We start from the raw sequence: 20,581 nt of genomic DNA on the forward strand, positions 1-20,581 counted from the left end.
TTCTACCCCTTCTTTCTAATTTATGTATATTTATATATTATAACAAAGATTTTGTATATTACTACCATAGAAGTTTTATTTATTATATGTTATCTTATTTATGGAGGTGGATTATGGATAAAAAATTAGTAGAAGTCGTAGCAGCAGTTATTGAAAATGAAAACAATGAAATATTATGTGCCCTTAGATCCCCTATAATGGTTCTTCCTAATATGTGGGAGTTTCCTGGAGGTAAGATTGAAAAAGGTGAAAGTGAGCATGAGGCTATCGAGCGCGAAATAAAAGAAGAATTAAAATGCTCAGTTAAAGCTACTGAAATCATCGGTAAAAATATACATGAATATGAAAATATCATAGTTAGTTTAACTGCACTAAAATGTATTTTAGTAGAAGGAGAACCTATAGCAGATGAACATTCTAAGTTGATTTATCTAAAAAAAGAAAATTTAAAATCACTTGTTTGGGCCCCTGCAGATATACCACTAGTAGATAAAGTTATAAATTCAAATAAATAAAGGTCAGTTTATTTTAAACTGACCTTTATTTTATCTCTATACATTTAAATTTCTTATAACTAATAAATATCCATCTTCTACTGTTATATTACATTCATCTTCTAACATAACATTTGAAATCCCTAGTGGTGATAAATATGAAACCCTAGCTTTGTTTAGAGGATATTCTAATTTTTCTAAAGTTACATTAATAGCATCTTGCTTAAGCGCTAATATAGAAAGTGTATCCCCTTTTTTTCCTTTTATGACTTTTGTATTATTGTGTATAATAAACATCTCTTCTTCACTAGTCAATATTTTAGGTTCAATATCCATTTCTAATACATAATACATAAGCCCTATATTAGATAATGCATGGTCTATACGACCGCCTAAAGCTCCAATAAAATGTATTTCTGTAGCATTTAATGTTTTTGCTAAATATATGCATATTTCTGCGTCTGTTTCATCTTTATGAGTTGGAAACTTTTTAAATATTATATTTTTATCTTCATAATATTTTATTAATTTATCATTAATAGAATCCAAATCACCTATAACATAATTCGGTAGTATATCCATTTTGTATAAGTGATTACATCCACCATCTGCACCTATAATATAATCGTAGTTTTGATTTTTAATTATATTTTTTGTTTTATTGTAGTCGTTGATACTTCCATTTAATACTATACAAACTTTCACTTTTAATCACCCTACTTACTAGCATTTTCTCTAAGTGATTTAACAGCTTCGTCTATATCACCTGCATTAAATATAGCAGAACCAGCTACGATTACATTAGCACCAGCATTTACAACTTCAGATATATTTGATGGCTTAACTCCTCCATCTACTTCTATATCTATATCAAGTCCCATTTCATCAATTAATGCTCTTAATTCTTTTATCTTTTTTGTTACTACTGGTATATATGATTGTCCACCAAATCCTGGATTTACAGACATTAAAAGTACCATATCTACATCTTCTAATACGTATTTTATAGTTTCTATCGGTGTAGCAGGATTTAAAGCAACTCCCGCTTTTACTCCATGTGATTTTATATTTTGAATAGTTCTGTGAAGATGTGTACACGCTTCTTGATGAACTACTATTATATCACATCCAGCATCTGCAAATTCTTTTATATAGTTGTCTGGATTTTCTATCATAAGATGTGCATCAAATACCATGTTGACATCTTTTCTTAGCGATTTAACTATAGCCGGTCCTAAAGTTATATTTGGCACAAAATGCCCATCCATAACATCTATATGTAGATATTCACACCCTGCTTTCTCTACTTTTTTTACGTCTTCTAGTAACCTTGCAAAATCCGCTGATAAAATCGATGGTGCTAATTTAATCATATCTAATATCTCCTCTTCCCTTGTCTAATTTCATTTAATAATTGTATATAACTTTCATATCTTTCTTTTGGTATTTCTCCATTTTCGACAGCTTCTTTAACTGCACAATTTGGTTCATTCTGATGTATACATCTTGATCCAAATTTACAATCATCATAATTGTCAAATTCGATAAAATAGTCTTTTAAGTCTACATCTTCTATATCGTCAAGTGTTAAAGAACTGAACCCTGGAGTATCTGCAACCATACCACCAAACTCTAATTCAAATAATTCAGCATGTCTTGTTGTATGTTTACCTCTTTTTATCTTATCACTGACATCACCAGTTTTTAGCTTAAAGTTCTTATCTATTTCGTTTAATAAACTAGATTTTCCTACTCCTGATGGTCCTGCAAAAACAACTGTATTGTCTTTTAATTCTTCTTTTACTTTGTCGATATTTTTCTTTTCTAAATTACTAACCCCTATAACCTTATATCCACAAGGTTCATAGATATTTTTTATTTTTTCAAAAGTATTGTCATCATCTAAATCTATTTTTGTAAGTATTATTACAATTTCTAAATTTTCTCTCTCTGCAAGAACTATAAATCTATCTAATAAAGATAAATGAGGCGTTGGATTTTTAACAGCAAATACTATTAATGCCTTATCTACATTAGCAATAGGAGGTCTAACAAGTTCTGTTTCTCTCTCTGCTATTTCTTCTACTACACCTTTTTTATTTTCTTCATCTACTACACTTATTTTTACAAAATCTCCAACTAAAGGCGTTATTTTATTTTTTCTAAAAATTCCTCTAGCTCTACATTCATACAGACCATTATCTGTATCTACGTAATAAAAGCCTCCAATACCTTTTATTATCCTACCTTCTATCATTAAAGCCCTCCTAAAATTTTTAATTATTTGGTTTAAATACTCCTAAACCCAATAATCACCTTTTCTTATACTAGCATTTTGTTGAGATTCAGTATTCCCACTACTACCATTATTGTCAGTATTACCACTATCTCCTGGGTTATTTGGGTTATTATTATCTCCTGGATTATCTGTATTACTGTCATTATTATCTCCTGAGTTATCTGAATTATTGTTATCTCCTGAGTTATTTTGATTATTGTCGTCTGGTTTAGTTGTATTATCTTCTGGTTTTTTACCTTTACTTATAACTAAATCAACTGTTGTATTTTGCATTACGCCATTTGTTCCAGAGGAAGGATTTTGCCAAATTACAACTCCTTCTTCATACGAATCGCTGTATTCATAACTTCTAGAACCAACTTTTAAATTATTTGATTCTATAAGTTTTTTAGCTTTTTCATATGACATACCTACACAATTTGGTACAGTTGCAGCCTTTCCACCTAAACTTACAACTACATTTATAGTATCTCCAGTTTGTACTTTTCCCATTTGTGGACTTTGAGATATTATATATCCAGCCTTAACCTCTGTATTGTATTCTTCTGTAGTTTGTATGTTTAATCCTAATTTAGCTGCTTGCTTATTAGCATCATCAATTGATATTCCAACAAAATTAGGCACATCAAAAGATTCTACTTGACCGTTGCTACTTGTATTGTTATTAAGGAAAGCATTTATAGCTAGCTTACCTCCAAATAACGCTACTACAACAACTGCTAAAGCTATAACTCCTATTATTATTTTTTTAGTGTTGTTGCGTTTTTTCTTTTTAGCTTTCTTGCTTACATTATTTTTATTACTTTTTCTTACTGGCTTTTGCTCTTCGTAATAATCTTCTTCATCTTCGTATTCATCTGAATAGTCTTCTAAATCTTCTTCATAATAGTTTCTATTTGTGTTATATCTTTTAGATTTTGCAAGTAATTTATCTTGATCTATTTTTTGAGTCACATAATTGTCGTACTCTTTTATAAAATCTAAATCTATATTTTTTTCTATGTAATCTATATCTTCTATTACTTCTTCTGCACTTTGGTATCTATCTTCAGGAGATTTTTCAGTCATCTTGCTTATTAAAGTTCTTATGCTGTGAGGTATTTTAGTCTTTTCTTCTTGTGTAAATTCAATTTCTTCATTTATATGTTGAAGTGCAATTGAAATTGGGCTATCACCTCTAAATGGTACTCTTCCGATTAACATCTCATACAATACTATACCTAGAGAGTATAAGTCTGCATTATTAGCAACTGGCTGACCTTTTGCTTGTTCTGGTGAGAAATAATGCACAGAACCAATTATACTTCCTATATTAGTAATTGTTGAATTTGAAACAGCTTTAGCTATACCAAAGTCCGCAACTTTAACTTGTCTATCTTCATTAGAAATCAATATATTATGAGGTTTTATATCTCTATGAATTACGCCCTTTTTATGAGCAGCGCTCAGTGCTTGAGCTATTTGCTTTGTAATATCAAGAGCAGTATATTCATCTAAAACACCTTCGTTTTTTATTATTTCTTTTAGATTTTGTCCATCTACATATTCCATTACTATATAGTGAACTTTCCCCTCTTGACCTACATCATATACATTCACTATATTAGGATGTGTTATATTAGCAACGGCTTCTGCTTCTCTTTTAAATTTCGCTAAAAAGTCCTTATCATCGACAAACTCTGGCCTCAAAACTTTAACAGCTACAATTCTATTTAAAAGCTTATCTTTTGCTTGATATACAAAAGCCATTCCCCCATCGCCAATTTTCTTAATAATTTGATATCTATTACCTAAAATTGTTTGTTCCACATTATCACCGTCCTAACTTTGCTCAATTAATATAACAGATGTATTATCTTTGCCAGATACATCATTTGCAAATTCTATTAAGTTATTAGTTATTACATTTATATTATCATCACTTGTCAAAATCTCTTCTATCTTTTCATCTAAAACATATCCTGTAAGTCCATCTGTAGCCATTAAAATTTTATCATGAGGCTTTAGCTTTTTTCTAAATATATCTACTATAACCATTTCATCTGTTCCCATAGCTCTAGTTATATGGTTTCTTATTGGATGTGTCATAGCTTCTTCTTCTGATATAATATTCATCCTTACTAAATCTTCTACTACAGAGTGATCTATTGTTATTCGTTTTAGCTCTTCATCTCTCATTATATAACATCTGCTATCACCGACATTGGCTACATACATATCATCGTTATATATTACTACAGTGACAAGAGTCGTCCCCATACCATTAAATGATTCATCTTCTTTGGATTTTTCAAGTATGCTATAATTTACTTGATTGTATGCTTGTTTTATAATGTCATCAAAATAGTCTATTTTTATATTTCCTGATTGAGATAAACTTTCAGATAAAAATTCAATAATGCCATTTACAGCCATTAGACTAGCGACTTCACCTTTATTGTGACCTCCCATGCCGTCAGCCAAGGCAAATATGCCTATTTTTGTTTCATCATCTTTACATATGATTTTTGCATCTACAAAATCTTCGTTATTTTTTCTAACTTTGCCTATATCAGACGCTAAACTAAAAATCATATTGTTACCCCCTTCTCCTACTTGTGTTTTCTTCTCAATTGTCCACATGCTCCACCAATGTCAGAACCCATGGAATTTCTTACAGTAGTTGGTATATTATTTTTTTCTAAGGCATCTCTAAATTTATAAATATAAGTTTTATCTGGTCTTTCGAAATCTCTTTCCTCAACTTTATTTATAGGAATTAAATTTACATGACATAACATACCTTTTAATAGTTTACTTATTTCATCAGATTCTGCCTTTGAATCATTTACTCCTTTTATTAAAGAGTATTCAAATGTTACTCTTCTATTAGTTTTATCAATGTAGTTTTGGCACGCTTTTATTAAGTCTTTTACTTTATAAGCTTTAGCCACTGGCATTATTTCTGCTCTTTTATCGTCAAAAGGTGAATGCAGAGATAATGCTAAATTAATAGGTATATTTAAATCCGCCAATTCATACATTTTTGGTATTACTCCACAAGTAGACAGTGTTATATGTCTATATCCTATGTTAAGACCATTTTTATCATTTACAACTTTTAAAAATTGCTTAGTATTTTCAAAGTTATCAAGCGGTTCTCCACTTCCCATAAGGACTAAGTTTGATACTCTTTTTCCTGTATCTTCTTGGATTTTTATTATTTGATCTAAAATCTCCCATGGTTCTAAATTCCTAATAAGTCCATCCATTGTAGATGCACAGAATCTACATCCCATTCTACATCCTACTTGGTTTGATATACATGCTGTAACTCTATCTTCATATTCCATCATTACTGACTCGATTATGTTTCCATCGTTTAGTAGAAATAAGTATTTTTTTGTCTTATCTACTTTAGATTTTAACACTAATTCAATATCTAAGTTACCTATATAAGAAACTTTTTCTAACTTCTCTCTAAGAGATTTAGGAATATTTTTCATATCATCAAAAGTTTTTGCACCTTTGTATATCCATGAATAAATTTGAGTCCCTCTAAATGGTTTTTCTCCAATTTCTTTCATAAATTCTTTTAATTCTTCTTCAGTAAAGTTTTTTAGAGCTATTTTTTTATTTTCCATGATGCTACCTACCTTACTCTTTTTAATTTAGCTATAAAGAATCCATCCATACCGTGTATGTTTGGATAAATTTTTAGATATCCTTTATCTTCATTTTCTAGATCTATATTTATATTTTCAATCTTTTCAAATTGGAATCTCTTGTTGCTTTGTAAGAAATTCTCAACTACTTCTATATTTTCATCATCTTGTACTGTACAAGTACTATAAATTAAAGTTCCGCCTACTTTTACATACTTAGCTGCATTTTGAAGTATTTGTTTTTGAAGTTTAGGAAGATCTTTTATTTCTTCTTTTTCTTTATATTTTATTTCTGGTTTACGTCTTATTATTCCAAGACCTGAACAAGGAACATCTGCAAGAACATAGTCAAATTTATCGATGCTTTCTTTATCTAAGCTAAGAGCATCAAATAATTCTACATCTACGTTTTTAAGTCCTAAACGATTTACAGAGTTTTGTATTAGTTTTATTTTGTGCTCAAATATATCTCTTGATACTACTTGTCCGCTATTTTCCATAAGAGTCGCTATGTGAGTAGTTTTTCCGCCTGGAGCACTACATACATCTAAAACTTTAGCGTCTTTTTGTGGATTTAATATTTTACCGACTAACATAGAGCTTATATCTTGTACTGTAAATAATCCTTTTTTGTATAGTTCGTTGTTTTCTATATTTTTAAGGTTGTTTACTTTTATAGCTTCTTGTATAAAAGGAACTTTTTCACATTGTACATCTTGTTTTTCTAATAATGATATTAATTCATCTCTATTTGTTTTTAAAGTGTTTACTCTTAAGTATAGACTTGGTCTTTCTGCATTTGCTTCTAATAAGTCTTCTGTAAACTCTCTACCAAATTTGCTTATCCAGTTTCTAACTATCCATTTGTTATATGAATATTTAGTAGATAAATTATCTACAGTATCTTTTATTTTAACTTCGCCTATATCTTCTTTTTGTCTTATAACGTTTCTTAAAACTGCATTTACAAATCCAGCAGACCTATTGTCTAGTTTTTTTGTTAAATTTACAGTTTCGTTGACTGCAGCATAATCAGAAACACTGTCTAAGAATAGTATTTGATATATCCCCATTCTAAGAAGTATTTTTACTTTTAGATTTAATTTATTGCTTTTTATTTTTGATAACTTGTCTATTATGTAATCTAGATATATTTTATTTTCAACAACACCATATATAATTTCTGTCGCAAAACCTCTATCTCTGCTATCTAAATCACAATCTTTAAAGTACTTATTTATAGCCATATTTGAGTAATTTTCATTTTTTTCGATGTCAAATAAAACCTTATAAGCTAAATTCCTTGATTTCATAAAAATTTTCTCCTTAATTAAATTAAGGGCTTGTTACATAGCAAATTTATATTTAAATTCCACTTAGTAACATTCCCTTATTATATTACCATATATTAATGCTAATCATCTCTTTGATTCGCAATTGTAATTAATCGTAATAATTGAAGTAATGCAGTAGCTGCCGCTGCCACATAAGTTAATGCAGCTGCATCAAGCACTCTTTTACTTTCTCTTCTTTCATCACGGCTAACTATACCTAAATTTTCTATTTGAATTAATGCTCTGTGAGATGCATTAAATTCAACTGGTAAAGTTATTAATTGGAATACTACTGTGGCTGAAAATAAAAGTATTCCTATTTTTAAAAGAGATGTAGAAGAAGTCATAAATAACCCCAACATTATTAAAATCCAAGATGCACTTGAAGCAAAATTCACAACAGGAACTATAGCCCCTCTTATAGTAAGTGGTGCATAACCTCTCGCATGTTGAATTGCATGACCACATTCATGAGCTGCTACAGCTACAGAAGTTATAGATGTTCCTCTATATACATCCTGTGATAGTCTTAAGACTTTATTTCTAGGGTCATAGTGGTCACTTAAAGTACCTCTTGTCATTTCAATTCTTACATCGTATATTCCATTTGCATTTAAAATTTCTCTTGCTGTTTGTTCTCCAGTATATCCCCTTTGTGTTCTAACCCTAAAATACTTATTTGTAGTTGAACTCACTTTAAATTGAGCGTACATCGTAAGTATTATAGCGGGAATTAGTATTAGGTATGTTGGATCATAATAATATGGATAGTACATAATTAAACACTCCTTGCTTTATTGAAGTACGCTTCCTACTTCTAAAGTATTTCCTTTTATAAACTCTTTTACTTCCATTCTTTTTTTGTTTGGCATTTGTATTTCACTTATTAAGATAACATTATCTTTAGTAGCTACTTTTATACCATCTTGGTCAACTTTTAATATAGTACCAGGCTCTTTTGAGCTCTTTTCATCTAGCACTTTAGTCTTCCAAACTTTCATTTTTTTGTCCATATAGTTAGTATATGCACTTGGCCATGGATTTACTCCCCTTACTAAATTGTGTACTTCTTTAGCAGATTTTGAGAAGTCAACGTGACCTAAATTTTTATCCATTATTGGAGCATAAGAAAACTCATCGTGATTTTGTGGTGTTCTCGGTGCTTTTCCTTCTTTTATTAAGTCTAAAGTTTCGCAAAGCACTTTTGCACCTTCTACTGTCATTTTATCGTGAAGTTCACCAGCTGTAATTTCATCATCTAAAGCAAATTCACTTTGTAAAATTACATCTCCTGTATCAAGCCCTTCATCCATAAACATAGTTGAAACACCTGTTTTTTCTTCTCCATTTATTATTACCCAGTTAATAGGAGCTGCTCCTCTATATTTTGGTAATAATGATACATGCACGTTTATACATCCATGTTTAGGTATTTCTAAAAATTCTTTAGATAGTATTTGACCATATGCTACTACAACTATAACATCTGGATTTAAGTCTTTTATTTCTTTTATAAAAGATTCTTCTTTTGCTTTTACCGGTTGATATACTGGTAAATTATTTTCTATTGCAACTTGTTTAACAGGTGAGAATACTATTTTTTTACCTCTACCAACCTGTTTGTCTGGTTGTGTAACTACACCTATTATATCGTATTTTTTATCTATAAGTTCTTGTAAACACCCACTAGCTATATCAGGTGTTCCCATAAATAATATTTTCAAATAAATCAACTCCTATTTTACTACTTTGTCTACATATAATATTCCGTCTAAGTGATCTATTTCGTGACAGAAAGCTCTTGCTAATAATTCTTCCCCTTCAATTTCTATAGTTTCACCAAATCTATTTAAAGCTCTAACTTTTACTCTGTATGGTCTTAATACATCTCCACTTTCTCCAGGAACACTTAAGCAACCTTCATTGTCTAGGTATTCACCTTCTGCTTCTATTATCTCTGGATTTATAAGTTCTATAAGTCCATCTCCTATATCTACTACAACTACTCTTTTTAGTATACCTACTTGTGGTGCCGCAAGACCTACACCATCAGCTTCATACATTGTATCAGCCATATCATCTAATAAGTCTATAAGTCTATCATTTATCTCTTTAACTACTTTAGATTTTTTTCTTAAAACAGGTTCCCCTATTTTCACTATTTGTCTTAATGCCATTTTTCTTCCTCCTACATTTTCCATTAAATTTTATAAATTATAAAATACTATTTGGATTAATATCTATTGATATGTTAACCTCTTTGTCGAATACAACATCTCTTTTAGTTATACATATATATTTTATTATACCCTTTAATAAATTAATTTCAATATTATCATCTTTAAATAATATTTGCCATCTATAATTTGAATTTATTTTTGATATTGAACATGGATTTGGACCTAAAATAAATTCAAAATCTTGTATTCCACGCTCTTTTAGTAAATAAACTATATTGTTATAAAGAGTTGTTATATTTTTCTTTACCATAAGTTCATTTTTTCCACTTATAACTACACTGAGCATATTATTAAATGGTGTATAATTAAATAGTTTTCTAATTTTTATTTCATCTTCGTAAAATCCTTCAAAGTCATAGTCGACTATTCTCTTTATAACACTGCTTTGACTGTCATAAGTTTGAAGTATTACTTTTCCTTCTTTTTCAGAACGCCCTGCCCTTCCCGAAACTTGTGTCACAAGTTGGAATGTATTTTCAAAGCTCTTAAAATCAGGGAAATTTAACATCATGTCTGCCGATAATATTCCTACTAATGTTACATGATTAAAGTCAAGACCCTTACTTATCATCTGCGTCCCTATAAGTATATCAGCTTCTCTATTTTGGAATTTATTTAATATATTTTCAAGTTCGTGTTTTTGTGAAGTAGTATCTTTATCAAGTCTTAAAACTCTTACACCTTCAAATATTTGTTTTATCTCTTCTTCGATTTTTTCTGTACCTAGTCCAAATGCCTTTACGTATTTGCTTTCGCACTCTGGACATTTTTGTGGTATAACTTCTTCATACCCGCAATAATGGCATTTACCTATATTTTGTTTTTTGTGGTAGGTAAGTGAGATATCACAGTGTTTACATTTAAAGACATATCCACATTCTCTACATGAAACAAAACTTGAATATCCTCTTCTATTTAAAAATAAAATAACTTGGTTGTTGTTTTTTATTTCTTCTTCAATTTGTAGTCTCAATCTATTACTTAAAAAGCTTCTATTTCCATATTTAAGTTCTTCTTTCATATCTACTACTTCAATTTTTGGAAGAGGTTTATTATTGGCTCTCTTTTTAAGCTCAATAAGCTCGTATTCGCCACTTTTCGCTCTGTAGTACTCTTCTATAGATGGTGTAGCAGAACCTAATACTAAAGTTATATCTCTTTTATTTACTAAGTATCTTCCTACTTCTAGAGTTGAGAACTTTGGATTTTTATCTGATTTATAAGAGCTCTCATGAAACTCATCTACTATAACTACACCTAAACTATTAAATGGTGCAAATATAGCAGATCTTGCTCCTATTAAAATCCTGATATTACCCTTTTTTATTTCTCTAAATACATCGTGTTTTTCACCTTCAGATAATCTACTGTGAAATACTCCTACGATATCTTTAAATCTATTTTTAAATCTAGCTATAGTCTGTGGTGTTAAAGATATTTCTGGAACTAAAACTATACTGTCAAGTCCTTGCTTTAGTGCATAATCTATAATTTCCATATAAACTTCTGTCTTTCCACTTCCTGTTACCCCATGTATCATATAAGGCTTTTTCTCTTGATTGAACATCTCTGATGTTATTTTTTCTATAGCATGATTTTGTTCTTCGTTTAAAACTACATCCTTATTTTGATAATTAAAGTTTGATTTTGATTTTCTGTAAAAATCTTCGTATTTAAATTCAACTAAGTTTTTTTCTTTTAAAGAATTTATACTAGATTTTGATGCTTTTAATAATTCAATTAAATCATTAATCTCTACATATTCGTTATTTTTTAAGAACTCTAAAATTTGTTTTTGCTTTTCGCCAAGTCTTATTTTATTTTCTTTTATATAAAACATCATATCCACATAATTCATTTTTAATGACACATAACATATTTTTATTTCATTTTTTATGCTTTTGTATTCCCATTTTAAATCTATTAGTGATTCTTCTTTCATTTTATATAAAAGACTATTTAAATTGTCAGCAACTTTTCTTTTTAAAGTCTTTTTATCTTTTATGTTGTATAATTCTTCATCTTCTGCAACTTGTGTAGAATACTCTATTTTCTTTTCAACTAATTTATCTAGTTTTATACTTCCTTTATTGTCTAAAACCTTTTGAAATACAAATTTCTTGTTATCACTTAGCTGTTCACTTAAATCGTATAATTCATATGCATCAATACCTTTAAGTGATGGGTGTAGCGTTATTAATTTATAATTATTTAGTTTATATCCTTTAGGAATTATTAAATTTATACAATCCATATATGTGCATAAGTATCTATTTTTCATCCAATGAATAAGCTCTAAATCTTCTCTTTTTAATATTGGTCTTTCGTCCAAAATATCATAGATATATTTTGTCTCTACTTTTTCATCATTGTTATGCATTATTCTGAATACATATGCTTCTATAGGTTTGTTTCCTTTTCCAAAGGGTACAAGAATTCTATGCCCCAAGCATATTTCATCTTGTAAAAATTCTGGCACTTTATACGTAAATAGGTTGTCTGTATATTGACTGTTATTTTTAACTATTACTTTTACATACATTTTATTCTCGCACTCCTTTCATTTATCTTCATTACTAAAAGAGGAAATCATATGATTTCCTCTTTATAGTCTATTAAAATTTATATAATTAATTAGTCCTTTTAAAGAGAAGACTTATTGTCTAGTAAAGTTTTAATTTTGTCTAAAATTACTGACGCAACTTCTTCCTTAGTCATCATAGGATATTCTTTCATGCTGCCGTCTTTTTCTATGATACTTACGATGTTTGTATCAGTTCCAAATCCAGCTCCACTTTCTTTTAAGTTATTTGCAACTATAAAGTCCATATTCTTTTTAGCAATCTTAGCTTTTGCATTTTCGATTATGTCGTTTGTCTCTGCTGCAAATCCTACTAATATCTTGTCATTTTTAATTTTTCCGATTTCGTAGGCAATATCCTTATTTCTATCTAGTTCTATAACTAAATCTCCATCTTTTTTCTTTATTTTATTATCGCTGTATGTTTTTGGTTTATAGTCTGCAACAGCGGCACTTTTTATAACTGCATCATTTTCATCTAAATTAGATATAACAGCTTGATACATATCTTCTGCTGATGATACACTTATAAATTTCTTTAAATTCGATGGTGGTTTAATGTCTGTTTTACCTGATACTAAAGTAACTTCAGCACCTCTAGCTGCTGCGACTTTAGCTATAGCATAACCCATTTTTCCAGTTGATCTATTTGTAAGATATCTTACAGGGTCTAAACTTTCCATAGTTGGGCCTGCAGTTATCATTATTTTTTTACCTACTAAATCTTGCTCATATTTAAGTAGATTTACTACACCTTCAACTATATCTTCTGGTGAAGCAAGTTTTCCACTTCCAATATCCCCACAAGCAAGTCTACCACTTGCTGGTTCAACAAAATTATATCCATATTCTTTTAATGTAGATATATTTCTTTGTATGATTGGATTTTCATACATATTAGTATTCATAGCTGGAGCTATAAGTACCTTTGCTTTTGTAGCAGCTACTGTAGTTGTAAGCATATCGTCACAAATTCCACATGCTATTTTCCCAATTACATTTGCAGTTGCTGGAGCAACTAAAAATAAATCAGCTCTTTTTGCAAGTGATATATGTTCTACATCCCATGTTTTTGGGTCTTGGAACATATCGCTCACTACATAATTTTGACTCATTGTTTGGAAAGTAAGGGGAGCTACAAATTCACATGCACCTTTTGTCATAATAACATGTACATTGGCATTTAATTTTTTTAATCTGCTTACTACATCACAAACTTTATATACTGCAATTCCGCCACTTACTCCTATTACAACAGTTTTTCCTTTTAGCATACTTTTCTCCTTGTTAATTCTATAGGGATTTTAAAATTTATTTGAAATTAGTCTTGTTCTAATTCTTTTTGTTGTTTTTCTTGTTCTAAATGATGTTCTAATTCTTTTTGTTCTATTTCTTCTGGAGTTAATAATCTGTAAGTTATTTTTCCTTCTGCTACTTCTTCAGTTGCTAAACAAACTGGTTTATTTTCACCTTGTTTGTTTTCTACATATAATTCAGAACCGTCTACTATTTCTCTAGCTCTCTTAGCTACAGTCCCAACTAAATAATATCTGTTACTTATTTTTTCTAATACGTCGTTTATTGATGGTTTTACCATTTTATAATTCCTCCTCAAACTTTTTAATTATTGCTTTTTCATATCTGCTAGCTTTATTTTTTTCTGCAACTATTATATCTTCTATAATTTTTGCAGATTCTGTCGTTTTATTATTTTCATTAAATATAAAGTAGTTATAATCTTTTACTTGTTTTATCTCTTCAAGAGAAGTACTAAGTCTTTCGTTTACTTGCTCTTCAGTTTCCGTACCTCTAGTTGTAAGTCTATTTCTTAATTCTTCAAGCGAAGGAGGTAAAACAAATATAAGTACAGCTTCTGGGTACATTTCTTTTACTTGTCTAGCACCTTGCATTTCGATTTCTAAAATAACGTCACTACCTTCTTCTAAGTACTTCATTACAGGCCCTTTTGGTGTTCCATAGAAGTTACTATAAATTTGTGCGTATTCTAAAAACCCACCTTGTCCTATCATCTCGCTGAATTTTTCTTTTGTTAAGAAGAAATAACTTTCTCCATCTACTTCACCTTCTCTAGGAGCTCTAGTAGTAGCTGATACTGAAAGTTTAAACTCAGGATTTCTTTCTAATAGTTCTTTGCAGACAGTTCCCTTGCCTGCTCCTGATGGACCAGAAATAACTAATAATAATCCTTTTTTCTTAATCATTATTATATCTCCCTTTCTATTTTGCTATGTAAATACTATTCTATATTTTGAATTTGCTCTCTGATTTTTTCAAGCTCACTTTTAACTTCAACTACTAAGTTAGTGATATTTATATCAGAAGATTTAGATCCCATAGTATTTATTTCTCTGTTCATTTCTTGGATAAGAAAATCCATTTTTCTACCAACTGAATCATCTTTTACTACTGTATTTTTAAGTTGAGTTATATGAGAATTAAATCTAACTATTTCCTCAGTTATAGAACTTTTATCTGCATATATAGCTACTTCTTGTGCCATTCTATTTTCGTCTATTTCGTTTGGATTTTCTAATAGTTCTTTTATTCTTGTATTTAATTTATCTCTATAATCAGCAACTACTGTATCAGACAATCTTTCTATTTCATTTATATAACCAGATAATATATCACATCTTCGTAGAGTATCTTCTTCTAATTTTTTACCTTCTTGTTGTCTCATATCGACTAGTTTATTTAGAGCTATTTCTAAAGCTTCTTTGAACATAGCCCACATTTCATCTTCGTCTTCTTCTTTTTCCTCAGTTTTTATTATATCTGGAAATTTTGCAACATTCATAACAGATATATCATCTGCTAAAGTATATTTATCTCTAATAGTTTGCAATATATTTATATATTGGTCTGCTAAATTATCATCGAATTTTAAGTTTACATCCTCTGAGCCTATTAAGTCAAGCTTTACATATAAATCAACTCTACCTCTTTTTACAAAATCTTTTATAAAATTTCTAGCTTTATCTTCTAAAAAGTTGATTTTTCTTGGAAGACGCATATTTATATCACAATATCTATGGTTAATAGTTTTACATTCTACTAAAAATTGATAGTTGTCGTTTTTTACTTCTCCTCTTCCAAATCCGGTCATACTAATTGCCATATTATACCTCCAAGTTTCCTTCACATATTTTCACAGCTGGACCTGTCATATATGCAAATCCATCTTCTAAATCGATTTGTACACTTCCTCCTTCAGAAGTTACATTTACACTTTTTCCTACTTTTCCAAGATAGTTACTCACCATTACTGAGGCTGTCATTCCTGTTCCGCATCCAAATGTATATCCACATCCTCTTTCAAAAGTTTTTACTAATATATTTTTATCGTCTATTATTTGTACAAAATTTACATTAGTTTTTTGTGGAAACATCTCGTGATTTTCTATTTCTGCTCCATATTTACAAACTTCATCCATATTTAGCTCATCTACAAAAACAATTGTATGTGGAACGCCCATAAGTATTGATGAAACTGTATATTCTCTATCAAGTACGTTTATTTTTTGTTCTATAAATTTATCTATTTCTGTATTTACAGGAACATCTTTAGCTAAAAAGCTTCCTTTGCCCATATTTACTTTAATAGTTTGTATTTCGTTATCTTTTAAATTTAATTTAACTCTTTTAATGCCATCTAATGTATATACATCAAACTCGTCTTTTTCTATTATTTTATTATCATAAACAAATTTTACAAAACATCTAAGCCCATTGCCACACATAGCAGCTCTAGAACCATCAGAGTTATAATATACCATCTCAATATCTGCAATATCTGAGTTTTTTACTACTAATAGACCATCTGCCCCCACAGAAAATTTTCTATGACATGCACGTCTTGCATAATCTCCATAATCATTATTATCTATATTGTCTTCTCTTCCATCTATTGCAACAAAATCATTTCCTATTCCATGTAATTTCCAAAATCTCATTTTAATTCCCCTTTGATATTTTCTAACATATAATTATACCTTATTTTTATTTAAAAATAAATATTTAGGAAATTTTATCTAGTCCTTTGCCAATATTTACATATAACTTCTTATTTAATATATTCTTTTTTTAATAATTAAATCATCTTTGATAATATAAAATTAATAATAAAAATTTAAATATCCTATCTATATTTTTTTCCAATCATGCTACATAATAATCAATTTATTTATAATTTTTAGTATCTAAAGCTTTCATATAATTCCAAATTAAAGTATATATGCAGTTAGATTTTTTATCTTTATATCTATATTTATTTTATCTTATTTAAATAAATAAGTAAAACAAGTCTAGTAAATATCAATTCATATGTATATAATTATTATGTAAATAACATAATTAAAAAAGACTTAGATAATAATTATAGATTGAGATATATTGTAGTATAGAAAACTGAATATTATCTAACAATGAAAGGAGAAACTATGGCATTAGATGGTTTAGTTGTAAATTCAATCGCCCATGAATTAAATTCGAAATTAGTTGGCGGTAAAATAGATAGAGTTCATCAACCAGAAAATGATGAAATACTTCTTTATGTAAGAAATAACAGAGAAAACTTCAAAGTTGTTCTTAGTTCTAGTTCATCAAATCCTAGAGTTTATATAGCTAATAAATATAATAAAGAAAATCCTCTAAAAGCACCTATGTTTTGTATGTTGCTTAGAAAACATCTTCAAGGAGGTATAATAACTGATATAACTCAAGTTGGTTTTGAAAGAATTATAAAAATAAGTATTGAGTCTTATGATGAATTAAAAGATAAAAGTACTAAAAATATATATGTTGAAATAATGGGTAGACATAGTAATATAATTCTAACTCATGATAAAGATTCAACTATAATAGATTCAATAAAAAGAGTTCCGCCTAGTGTGAGTAGAGCACGTCAAATTCTACCTACTATGACTTATACTCTTCCTCCTGCACAAGATAAAATAGACCCTGTAAAAGGTTGTTCTATCAAATCTTTTATAAATACTTTAAGAGAATTTGATGGTCCTATTTCTAAAGCAATTTACAGCAAATTTTTAGGAATAAGTTCTACTGTTGCAAAAGAAATATGTTATAGATCAAATATAAAATTTGCTGCTAAAGGTGAAGACTTATCTAGAGATGAACTTGCTGACTTATACAGAACATTCTCAGATATATTTACTAAAGTTAAAAACAACGAATTTAATCCTTGTATGATAATAAATGAAAAAGTAGATAAAGTTGTAGACTTTAATTGTATTGATCTAACTTTCTATGAAGGATTTAAATTTATACATGATGAAAGTATCTCAAAAATAGTAGAAGACTACTACATCACAAAAGATTTTAAAGATAGAGTTCATCAAAAGACTTCTGACCTTAGAAAAAGTATATCTATAAAATTAGATAGACTTTATAATAAACAAAAGAAACAACAAAAAGAACTTAAACAAGCTGATAATGCTGATATATATAAAGTAAAAGGCGAACTTCTAACTGCATATATATATATGATACAAAAAGGTATGAAGAGCATAGAAGTGGATAACTTCTATGATGAAAACATGGCTAAGATGACAATTGAATTAAATGAAAACCTTACGCCATCAGAAAATACTCAAAAATACTTTAAAAAATACAACAAGCTAAAAACTGCTAAAAAAGAACTTACTGAGCAAATGGCTATAAGTAAAGACGAAATAGAATATTTAGAAAACGTCCTTTTAAGTATTGAAAACTGTGAAAATCTTGAAGATTTAGAAGATATAAAAGAAGAATTAATAAAACTTGGGTATGCGAGAGCACCTCGTAAATTTAAGGCTAAAAAGGAAATGGATTTAACTACTAAGCCGAATAAATTTATATCATCTGATGGATTTACAATTTTAGTAGGTAAAAACAACAAGCAAAACGACTACCTTACTTTAAGAATTGCAGATCCTGAAGATATATGGATGCATACAAAAAATATTCCAGGCTCTCATGTTATCATAAAATGTGCAGGAGTCGAGGTTCCGGATAATACATTGCTTGAAGGAGCTATGCTTGCAGCATACTTTAGTAAAGGACGTATGTCTTCACAAGTGCCTGTAGACTATACTATGAAAAAACATGTTAAAAAACCAAGCGGTTCAAAACCAGGAATGGTTATTTATGAAACAAATAACACTATATATGTAACACCAGAAGAAGAAATTGTATCAAAATTAAGAGAAGTTTAAAAAAAAGGAAACTCAGTTTATTTACTGTAGTTTCCTTTTTAATTATATACTTTAAGCTTCTATAATATCTTTTTTATTTTTAAAGCATAAACTTCCTAGATATATAAATGCCCCTCCTATTAACACTGTCATTATTATTGATGATAGTTGTGGCATTGTATAATTAACTGGTGTATCTAGTGGTATATGTAGATAATTTTCATTTAAGTATAATACACATACAGAAAATCCATTATTTAAGAAGTGCATAAATACACTAGTCCAAATTGATTTTGTTGCTAATGCAGAGTATGCAAATAATATTCCTAGCATTGCTGTTGGAACTATTCTTATAAAGTTTAGATGCATTATGCCAAATAATATTCCTACTATTATAATAGCCCAAATTTTTGACTTTTTACTTTTCCCTTTAAATGAGCTAAGTAAAAAACCTCTAAATAAAACTTCTTCACATATTGCAGGAATTAAAGCAACTACAACTAAACTTGCGATAAACGAATCCATCATAACACTGCTATTTACAGCTTGTAATACATCCGCCCCTTCTGGAAATAACGAAAGCAAGATTTGTGTCGTTATATTTATTATTAAATATCCACCAAACCATACTATAATACTTCCTAAAATATATCTTATTTTTATCATTCTTAAACTAAAAGTATTTTTTATATCTGCTTTTATATAAATTGCGTAAAGTACTGGTATTAATAAAATCATAACTTCAGTAGCTATAAGTCCTATAGTTCCCCAGTATAATTGCATAAAGCTACCTATATATATAAGGGCTATTAATGATATTGTATAAATCAATGCCCCATCTGTTATGCTAGGCTTTATGCCTTCCTTAAACTCTTTTCTGTTGCCTAAAAAAGAAAAAATTCTTCCATTAAATACTTTTTCCTCACAATTAAATTTTTTTGCAAAAATTACAATCGACAATGTAACAAATATAAATATTCCTATTAATATTAATAAAAGTACTCCTAATCTCAACAATACATAATTTAAATTATTAATAACAATCACTCCTCTCTTTTTATAATTATATACTATTTTTATATTACAATATTATTAAATATAGCTTAGGTAATGATTCTTTTTAATTAAAATTTATATTAGTAATTTTCTAAAAAATAAAGAAAACCTATTTCAGACTTATTATAAGATAAGTATTTTTTCTGAATTAGATTTTCTTTTTAATTTTATTTTAATAATTATAAGGTAGTATTCTACCACAAGCTATTTTTGCCCCAGAATTTCCAGAAGGTTGTGTTGTAAAATCGTCATAATTTTCGTGAAGTACTACTGATTTATTTATTATATCTGCTACAGTAAAATAAGAAGTGTATACAGATAATATTCCTATTCCATCACTTGCTAATATTGGAGGCAAATCCCCTGCATGAAATGGATGTTTCTCTTCTGATGGATTAAAATGGCTGCCTGTATTTGGGAAAGGATTATATTCTGTTCCTACTTGGCAGTCACCATTTTCATGGATATGAAATCCGTGAAATCTAGTTAGTTGACCATTTTTATTAGAATCTGGTATACCAGTTATATAAGCTTTTATATAAACCCCGCCTTCTAATTGATAAAAAAATACATTTCCGTCTATACAAGGTGCTAATTTCCCACCTCTTATTCTCGCATATGCTGCCGGTCTTTGTGGATCATAAGGTGCAAAAAGCTGATTTAAATTATATTGTTGACATGAGTTATCCATCTTTTCTCTCCTTTAAAACTTTTATATTTA

At 28.9% G+C, this 20,581-nt stretch carries 20 protein-coding genes; 2 read left to right on the top strand and 18 right to left on the bottom strand.

The features are described 5' to 3' along the window. The first annotated feature begins 113 nt into the window (after positions 1 to 113). Positions 114 to 515, top strand: coding sequence for a (deoxy)nucleoside triphosphate pyrophosphohydrolase (locus tag ABCM86_RS06600; protein WP_243269541.1), 402 nt, complete (start codon positions 114 to 116; stop codon positions 513 to 515). Between the two features lie 36 nt (positions 516 to 551). On the opposite strand, the gene ABCM86_RS06605 is transcribed toward ABCM86_RS06600, so the two are convergent. From ABCM86_RS06605 to dapF, 16 genes are all read right to left on the bottom strand, one after another. Then, a complete protein-coding gene (locus ABCM86_RS06605; RefSeq protein ID WP_295777360.1) occupies positions 552 to 1,199 on the bottom strand; it encodes a thiamine diphosphokinase in 648 nt (215 codons plus the stop codon). Between the two features lie 11 nt (positions 1,200 to 1,210). Next, positions 1,211 to 1,867: a ribulose-phosphate 3-epimerase gene (gene rpe / locus ABCM86_RS06610; RefSeq protein WP_195929569.1), complete on the bottom strand. Its 657-nt coding sequence runs from the start codon at positions 1,865 to 1,867 to the stop codon at positions 1,211 to 1,213. A gap of 2 nt (positions 1,868 to 1,869) precedes the next feature. Then, positions 1,870 to 2,751, bottom strand: coding sequence for a ribosome small subunit-dependent GTPase A (gene rsgA, locus ABCM86_RS06615; RefSeq protein ID WP_343003718.1), 882 nt, complete (start codon positions 2,749 to 2,751; stop codon positions 1,870 to 1,872). A 42-nt stretch (positions 2,752 to 2,793) separates the two neighbouring features. Then, a complete protein-coding gene (gene pknB / locus ABCM86_RS06620) occupies positions 2,794 to 4,602 on the bottom strand; it encodes a Stk1 family PASTA domain-containing Ser/Thr kinase (protein WP_195929567.1) in 1,809 nt (602 codons plus the stop codon). A 12-nt stretch (positions 4,603 to 4,614) separates the two neighbouring features. Next, on the bottom strand, positions 4,615 to 5,367 hold the full coding sequence (locus tag ABCM86_RS06625; RefSeq protein ID WP_195929566.1) for a Stp1/IreP family PP2C-type Ser/Thr phosphatase: 753 nt from the start codon (positions 5,365 to 5,367) through the stop codon (positions 4,615 to 4,617). 17 nt (positions 5,368 to 5,384) lie between these two features. Then, positions 5,385 to 6,416, bottom strand: coding sequence for a 23S rRNA (adenine(2503)-C(2))-methyltransferase RlmN (gene rlmN, locus ABCM86_RS06630; RefSeq protein ID WP_195929565.1), 1,032 nt, complete (start codon positions 6,414 to 6,416; stop codon positions 5,385 to 5,387). Between the two features lie 8 nt (positions 6,417 to 6,424). Continuing rightward, positions 6,425 to 7,750: a 16S rRNA (cytosine(967)-C(5))-methyltransferase RsmB gene (gene rsmB / locus ABCM86_RS06635; protein WP_195929564.1), complete on the bottom strand. Its 1,326-nt coding sequence runs from the start codon at positions 7,748 to 7,750 to the stop codon at positions 6,425 to 6,427. 101 nt (positions 7,751 to 7,851) lie between these two features. Next, positions 7,852 to 8,547: a zinc metallopeptidase gene (locus tag ABCM86_RS06640; RefSeq protein ID WP_195929563.1), complete on the bottom strand. Its 696-nt coding sequence runs from the start codon at positions 8,545 to 8,547 to the stop codon at positions 7,852 to 7,854. Positions 8,548 to 8,565: 18 nt separating this feature from the next. Beyond that, positions 8,566 to 9,495 carry a methionyl-tRNA formyltransferase gene (gene fmt / locus ABCM86_RS06645; protein ID WP_195929562.1) on the bottom strand — a complete coding sequence of 310 codons (930 nt, stop codon included), beginning with the start codon at positions 9,493 to 9,495 and terminating at the stop codon, positions 8,566 to 8,568. A 12-nt stretch (positions 9,496 to 9,507) separates the two neighbouring features. Next, positions 9,508 to 9,948 (bottom strand): peptide deformylase, encoded by a 441-nt coding sequence (gene def, locus ABCM86_RS06650; RefSeq protein WP_195929561.1) that lies wholly within the window; start codon positions 9,946 to 9,948, stop codon positions 9,508 to 9,510. Positions 9,949 to 9,985: 37 nt separating this feature from the next. After that, entirely contained in the window at positions 9,986 to 12,553 is a 2,568-nt protein-coding gene (priA, locus tag ABCM86_RS06655; RefSeq protein WP_343003719.1) for a primosomal protein N', read from the bottom strand. Between the two features lie 101 nt (positions 12,554 to 12,654). Beyond that, positions 12,655 to 13,866 carry a bifunctional phosphopantothenoylcysteine decarboxylase/phosphopantothenate--cysteine ligase CoaBC gene (coaBC, locus tag ABCM86_RS06660; protein WP_295675300.1) on the bottom strand — a complete coding sequence of 404 codons (1,212 nt, stop codon included), beginning with the start codon at positions 13,864 to 13,866 and terminating at the stop codon, positions 12,655 to 12,657. Positions 13,867 to 13,913: 47 nt separating this feature from the next. Beyond that, a complete protein-coding gene (rpoZ, locus tag ABCM86_RS06665; RefSeq protein WP_195929558.1) occupies positions 13,914 to 14,189 on the bottom strand; it encodes a DNA-directed RNA polymerase subunit omega in 276 nt (91 codons plus the stop codon). 1 nt (position 14,190) lies between these two features. Then, positions 14,191 to 14,814 (bottom strand): guanylate kinase, encoded by a 624-nt coding sequence (gene gmk / locus ABCM86_RS06670; protein ID WP_195929557.1) that lies wholly within the window; start codon positions 14,812 to 14,814, stop codon positions 14,191 to 14,193. 35 nt (positions 14,815 to 14,849) lie between these two features. Continuing rightward, positions 14,850 to 15,731 carry a YicC/YloC family endoribonuclease gene (locus ABCM86_RS06675; protein WP_295675298.1) on the bottom strand — a complete coding sequence of 294 codons (882 nt, stop codon included), beginning with the start codon at positions 15,729 to 15,731 and terminating at the stop codon, positions 14,850 to 14,852. Between the two features lies 1 nt (position 15,732). Next, positions 15,733 to 16,566, bottom strand: a complete 834-nt coding sequence (dapF, locus tag ABCM86_RS06680) for a diaminopimelate epimerase (protein ID WP_295733091.1) — start codon at positions 16,564 to 16,566, stop codon at positions 15,733 to 15,735. Positions 16,567 to 17,052: 486 nt separating this feature from the next. On the opposite strand from dapF, the gene ABCM86_RS06685 reads away from it, so the two are divergent. Next, entirely contained in the window at positions 17,053 to 18,825 is a 1,773-nt protein-coding gene (locus tag ABCM86_RS06685) for an NFACT RNA binding domain-containing protein (protein ID WP_343003720.1), read from the top strand. Positions 18,826 to 18,876: 51 nt separating this feature from the next. On the opposite strand, the gene ABCM86_RS06690 is transcribed toward ABCM86_RS06685, so the two are convergent. Both ABCM86_RS06690 and ABCM86_RS06695 read right to left on the bottom strand, forming a co-directional pair. After that, positions 18,877 to 19,851 carry a type II CAAX endopeptidase family protein gene (locus ABCM86_RS06690; RefSeq protein WP_343003721.1) on the bottom strand — a complete coding sequence of 325 codons (975 nt, stop codon included), beginning with the start codon at positions 19,849 to 19,851 and terminating at the stop codon, positions 18,877 to 18,879. A 181-nt stretch (positions 19,852 to 20,032) separates the two neighbouring features. Next, positions 20,033 to 20,551 carry a superoxide dismutase family protein gene (locus ABCM86_RS06695; protein ID WP_343003722.1) on the bottom strand — a complete coding sequence of 173 codons (519 nt, stop codon included), beginning with the start codon at positions 20,549 to 20,551 and terminating at the stop codon, positions 20,033 to 20,035. Between the last annotated feature and the right edge of the window lie 30 nt (positions 20,552 to 20,581).

The sequence above is a fragment of the Clostridium sp. 2218st1_F5_2218SCRN_220325 genome, assembly GCF_039062665.1.
Taxonomy (GTDB): domain Bacteria; phylum Bacillota; class Clostridia; order Peptostreptococcales; family Peptostreptococcaceae; genus Intestinibacter.